This window comes from Rhodococcus sp. IEGM 1379, from assembly GCF_030056815.1.
Taxonomy (GTDB): Bacteria; Actinomycetota; Actinomycetes; order Mycobacteriales; family Mycobacteriaceae; genus Rhodococcus_F.
The window spans coordinates 11,737-16,741 of record NZ_JASHKR010000089.1 but is presented as its reverse complement, the minus strand read 5'-3'; the positions used below and the strand labels follow the sequence as shown (position 1 = coordinate 16,741).

Below are 5,005 nucleotides of genomic sequence, written 5' to 3'. Positions count from 1 at the left end.
CTACGGGGGAGAAGTTGGCCTTCGAGCAGAGTGACATCACCATGACCGGGCATGCCATCGAGGCCCGCGTCTACGCCGAGGATCCGAGTCGCGGCTTCCTGCCGACCGGTGGCCGCGTCGTCGATCTGGTCGAGCCGAGCGGAGCCGGCGTCCGTGTCGATTCGGGTCTGCTCGCGGGCACCGTCGTCGGCAGTGACTACGACCCGATGCTCAGCAAGGTCATCGCTCACGCTCCCGATCGCGGCAGTGCTCTGCGCAAGCTTGACCGGGCGCTGGCCGAGACCGCAGTGCTGGGCGTGGTCACGAACATCGAATTCGCTCGATTCCTCCTGGCAGACCCCGATGTGATCGCGGGAAAGCTCGATACCGGCTTGCTCGATCGCCGCGTCGAAGACTTTGTGGCAGCGGATGCTTCGGACGAGGTCCTGATCGCAGCTGCTGCATACCGTTGGTTGCAGCGTTGGCCTCTGGCAAAAGATCCCTGGGATGTCCCCAGTGGCTGGCGCGTCGGCACGGCAGCTCCGACCAGCATCCGGCTCTCGGCGGGTACACGAATCGCGCACGTCGCGATCACCGGTGAACCAGCCGACGCGAAGGTGGAGGTCGAAGGGGCACAGCCGCGCACCTTCACTGCAACGTTGACGGGATCTGCCTTGGTGGTTGTCATCGACGGACACCGGCGCACGTTTGTGGTCGCCGAGACCGACGGTGGACTGTGGCTCGCCGGCGACGGTACCTGGCACGTACGTGAAGTTGCCGAGGTGAGTGTGCGCGGCGAAGACGCCCATGCCGGTGACGCCGAGATCACCAGCCCCATGCCGGGAGCCGTGATCGCGGTGAACGTGGAAAGCGGCTCCGCAGTGAGCGCCGGGCAGCCACTCGTCGTGGTCGAGGCCATGAAGATGGAGCACGCACTCAGTTCGCCGATCGACGGCATTGTGCAAGTACTGGTGAAATCAGGTGATCAGGTGATGGTGGACCAGCTGTTGGCCCGCGTCGTGCCTGTGTCGGACGAAATTGCCGAAGACAAGACCGAGAATACGACTCAGAAGGAAGACGCCTGATGACCGATTACCTTGCCACCGGAGCACTTCCGGACGAGTACCAGCAGTTGGCCAAGACTGTGGCCGACTTCGCGAAGACGGTTGTCGCGCCGGTTGCCGCGGAGCACGACGCCAATCACACCTTCCCGTACGAGGTTGTGGCCGGGATGGCGGAGATGGGCCTGTTCGGTCTGCCGTTCCCGGAGGAGTACGGCGGAATGGGCGGCGACTACTTCGCTCTCTGCCTCGCGCTCGAGGAACTGGGCAAGGTCGACCAGAGTGTTGCGATCACCCTCGAAGCGGGAGTGTCGTTGGGCGCCATGCCGATCTACCGTTTCGGTAACGACGCGCAGAAGGAAGAATGGCTCCCGCAGCTCACCAGTGGCAAGGCGTTGGCCGCATTCGGATTGACCGAACCGGGCGCTGGTAGCGACGCCGGTGGAACCAAGACCACCGCCAAGTTCGACAGCGGACAGTGGATCATCAACGGCAACAAGCAGTTCATCACCAACTCCGGCACCGACATCACCAAGCTCGTGACGGTCACTGCGGTGACGGGCGTCAAGGACGGTGGAAAGAAGGAGATCTCGACCATCCTGGTGCCGACCACGACGCCGGGCTTCACCGCCGAGCCCGCGTACAACAAGGTCGGCTGGAACGCGTCCGATACCCATCCGCTCACATTCGCGGATGTTCGTGTCCCCGAGGAGAATCTGCTCGGTGAGCGTGGCCGCGGCTACGCGAACTTCTTGCGCATTCTCGACGAAGGCCGCATCGCCATTGCCGCCCTGAGCGTCGGCGCGGCGCAGGGTTGTGTCGACGAGTCGGTCAAATACGCCAAGGAGCGTGAGGCTTTCGGACGCCCCATCGGGCAGAACCAGGCCATCTCGTTCAAGATTGCACGCATGGAAGCTCGGGCGCATGTTGCTCGTACCGCATACTACGACGCGGCCGCACTCATGTTGTCGGGCAAGCCGTTCAAGAAGCAGGCGTCCATCGCCAAGCTGATTTCCTCCGAAGCGGCAATGGACAATGCCCGGGACGCTACCCAGATTCACGGCGGATACGGCTTCATGAACGAGTACGCGGTTGCTCGTCACTACCGCGACAGCAAGATCCTCGAAATCGGTGAAGGCACCACCGAGGTGCAGTTGATGCTCATCGCCCGTGAGTTGGGAATGTGAGCGCCCAGCGGATCGTCCAGCGCGGACTGTGGTTCGAGGAGTTCGAACTGGGTGCGATCTATGAACATCGTCCCGGCCGCACGGTCACCGAAGCTGACAACGTCCTGTTCACGACGCTGACCATGAACACGCAGGCTCTGCACCTCGATGCTGCGTACAGTGAGGGTACACAATTCGGTGTACGCCTGGTCAATTCGATGTTCACGCTCTCGACAATCGTCGGGTTGTCGGTGGCGCAGTTGACCCAGGGAACCATCGTGGCCAACCTCGGGTTTTCCGACATCAGTTTCCCGAAGCCACTTTTCCACGGAGACACTCTGTACGCAGAGACGTTGATCGCGGACAAGCGAGAGTCGAAAAGTCGTCCCGGCGAAGGTATCGTGACATTGGTCCATACCGGCCGGAACCAGCACGGTGACCTCGTGGCTCTGGCTACTCGAAAGACGTTGGTGCAGTTGCGCCCGGAAGGAGAGTCGTCGTGAGTTGGACTGTGCCCGGTCCCTCGTGGTTGTTCTGCCCGGCCGATCGACCGGAGCGCTACGCCAAGGCTGCCGCGGTAGCAGACGTCGTGATTCTGGATCTCGAGGACGGAGTTGCGCCGGCCGACAAGGAAGCTGCGCGCATCGCGTTGATCGATACACCACTTGATCCTGAACGTACCGTGGTGCGGGTCAATCCGGTCGGCACGCGCGAGCATGAACTTGACCTTCTCGCGCTCGACGGTACCCATTACTCGCGGTTGATGCTCTCCAAGTGCGAGTCGGCCGGTGACGTCCTGTCGTTGGCTCCGGCCGAGGTAGTTGCGCTGGTCGAATCACCGCTCGGTGCCTTGGCTGTCGCCGATATTGCTCTGGCCGCCAATACGATCGGTGTCATGTGGGGTGCCGAAGATCTGGTGGCCGGGCTCGGCGGAAATTCCAGCCGTCATCCGGACGGCACGTACCGCGACGTGGCCAAGCATGTTCGCTCGAACACTCTTCTAGCGGCAAAGAGTTACGGGCGACTGGCAGTGGATTCGGTGTACCTCGATATCAAGGACCTTGAGGGTCTGCGCGTCGAGTCCGCTGATGCCGTGGCTGTCGGGTTTGATGTCAAGGTTGCAATTCACCCCAGTCAAGTCGAGATCATTCGCGGTGCTTTTGCGCCCTCGGAGCAAGAAATCGACTGGGCCACAAGAGTTCTTGCGGCCGTGGCCACCGAACGCGGAGTATTCGCGTTCGAAGGCAAGATGGTGGACGCTCCCGTGCTGCGTCACGCCGAAAAGCTTCTTCACCGCGCCGGAATCTTCTCACCGAAGGAGAACAACGTATGAGCAAGGTCGTGAGTACCGCATCTGAGGCAGTTGCCGATATCGCCAGTGGTGCGAGGCTTGCTGTCGGCGGGTTCGGACTGTGCGGAATCCCGGACACGTTGATCGCTGCGATCGCAGACGGGGACGCCACCGATCTGGAGGTGTTCTCCAACAACTGTGGCGTCGACGATTACGGGCTCGGAATCCTGCTGGGCGCGCATCGCATAGCGCGAGTGACGGCGTCGTACGTCGGGGAGAACAAAGAGTTTGCACGCCAGTACCTTTCGGGTGAACTGGAAGTGGAGCTGACGCCGCAGGGCACGCTCGCCGAGCGTCTACGCGCCGGCGGCACGGGCATTCCGGCGTTCTACACACCGGCCGGCGTGGGTACGCCCATCGAGGAAGGCGGCTTGCCGTGGCGCTACAACGCGGACGGTTCGATCGCCGTGGCTTCGCCGCCCAAGGCGACCGCTGTCTTCGGTGATCGTCGATACGTGTTGGAAGAAGCAATTACTGCGGACTTCGCCTTGGTTCATGCCGAAATCGGTGACACAGAAGGCAATCTCGTTTTCAACAAGACTGCAATGAACTTCAACCCGCTGTGTGCAATGGCGGGACGGATCACCATCGCGCAGGTGGAGAAGCTGGTCGAGCCCGGAGAGATCGACCCGGCGCATGTTCACTTGCCCGGGGTTTTCGTGCAACGAGTTGTGCATACGGGTATGCAGGACAAGAGGATTGAAAAGCGGACCATCTCAGGAGGTGCACAGTGAATAGTGCAGAAGATACTCGCATCGGGTGGACTCGTCACGAGATGGCGGCGCGTGCGGCCGCGGAAATGCGTCCGGGCGAGTACGTCAACCTCGGGATCGGTTTGCCGACCCTGATTCCGAGCTACCTGCCGGACGACGTCAAAGTTGTTCTCCACAGCGAGAACGGAATCCTCGGCACCGGACCGTATCCAGCTGACGACAAGGTTGATGCCGACCTCATCAATGCGGGCAAGGAAACTGTCACGGTCAACCCGGGCGCGGCATTCTTCGACTCCGCACTCTCTTTCGGAATGATTCGCGGTGGTCACATCGACACTGCGGTCCTCGGCGGTATGCAGGTGTCGAGCACCGGTGATCTCGCCAACTGGATGGTGCCCGGAAAGATGGTCAAGGGCATGGGCGGCGCAATGGATCTTGTCCACGGTGCGCGCCGGGTCATCGTGGTGATGGAGCATACCGACCGGGACGGAAACCCCAAGATCGTCGAGCGGTGCACGCTGCCGTTGACGGGACAGGGAGTCGTTCATCGCATCATTACCGACCTTGCCGTGCTCGATGTCACAGCTGCCGGAATCGCGCTTGTGGAACTGGCTCCGGGCGTCAGTGCCGAGCATCTGCAGACTGTGACGGGAGTAACTCTGATCTGAGGCATCGGTTCGTCTCTCGAAGCGGGGGGGCCCCCGGCCGCCCCCCGAGGGCGGGGGGGGGGTGGGG

Annotated in this window: 6 protein-coding genes; all 6 read left to right on the top strand. The window is 62.0% G+C overall.

All coding sequences use genetic code 11. The annotated features are described in order from the left end of the window. Positions 1-1,064: biotin/lipoyl-containing protein (locus QM600_RS25655; RefSeq protein WP_283264517.1), on the top strand; the 1,064-nt coding region annotated here is incomplete at its 5' end. Beyond that, a complete protein-coding gene (locus tag QM600_RS25650; protein WP_094271892.1) occupies positions 1,064-2,227 on the top strand; it encodes an acyl-CoA dehydrogenase family protein in 1,164 nt (387 codons plus the stop codon). The genes QM600_RS25655 and QM600_RS25650, both read left to right, overlap by 1 nt. Further along, complete coding sequence (locus QM600_RS25645) at positions 2,224-2,709, top strand: MaoC family dehydratase (RefSeq protein WP_283264515.1); 486 nt, start codon at positions 2,224-2,226, stop codon at positions 2,707-2,709. Before QM600_RS25650 ends, QM600_RS25645 begins: the two co-directional genes overlap by 4 nt. After that, complete coding sequence (locus QM600_RS25640; protein WP_283264513.1) at positions 2,706-3,539, top strand: HpcH/HpaI aldolase/citrate lyase family protein; 834 nt, start codon at positions 2,706-2,708, stop codon at positions 3,537-3,539. The genes QM600_RS25645 and QM600_RS25640 overlap by 4 nt, the downstream gene beginning before the upstream one ends. Then, the gene (locus QM600_RS25635) at positions 3,536-4,291 is read left to right on the top strand and encodes a CoA transferase subunit A (RefSeq protein ID WP_283264512.1); all 756 of its coding nucleotides are present in this window, start codon (positions 3,536-3,538) and stop codon (positions 4,289-4,291) included. Before QM600_RS25640 ends, QM600_RS25635 begins: the two co-directional genes overlap by 4 nt. A gap of 41 nt (positions 4,292-4,332) precedes the next feature. After that, entirely contained in the window at positions 4,333-4,938 is a 606-nt protein-coding gene (locus QM600_RS25630; protein ID WP_283264520.1) for a 3-oxoacid CoA-transferase subunit B, read from the top strand. Positions 4,939-5,005 lie beyond the last annotated feature (67 nt).